Here is a 607-nt window from a genome sequence, read left to right on the forward strand (position 1 = left end):
TAACGATAAAGTTCAAGCTAACAACACTAGCAGGAACGCACGAGTAGAATATCAAGGGAAGTCATTCACCATAGCCGAATTATCTGACATTGCTGCTGTAGATTACCATGCCCTACATAGCCGCATCTTTAAGCTTGGATGGAGTATAGAAAAAGCTGTTAACCAACCTCTAAGAGGTCAAAAAAAATGACAGTATCTCATACTGTATATTCGGATCGGATATTCCGAAATATTCGGAAGCCAAAATCAGGACAAAAAAATAGCCGCGTAAGCGACTGTTTTAATTACCCTTTGAATGGAGGCGCGGGTCGGAATCGAACCGGCGTTCACGGAGTTGCAGTCCGTTGTAAATCCCTTACGCCTCAACAACTTGGGTCGTATTATCCGAATATAAACGCAAAAATCAAGCTATATTTATCAATATTTTACAGAGTTTCGACTACTGTATATTCGGAAAGGAAAATATCCTTATACGTTAGCGAGTTAGCCGCCCTACTTCATCCGGTTGCAGCGGAGCGAAAGCGCTACCATGTCAAGGTAGCGGGGACATACATAGCGAATCACTCTTATCTATCTGTTTCAACTCAGGTAATCAGCACTCCATTTT

The 607-nt window shown here is 42.0% G+C and carries 1 protein-coding gene; it reads left to right on the forward strand.

Going from position 1 to position 607, the window contains the following annotated elements; all coding sequences use genetic code 11:
• Nucleotides 1-190, forward strand: a 190-nt coding sequence (locus ACQY8X_RS21060; RefSeq protein WP_428037084.1) for a hypothetical protein, incomplete at its 5' end; no start/stop codon positions are given.
• Nucleotides 191-607: the final 417 nt, after the last annotated feature.

Source organism: Amphritea sp. (assembly GCF_050300915.1).
Lineage (GTDB): Bacteria > Pseudomonadota > Gammaproteobacteria > Pseudomonadales > Balneatricaceae > Amphritea.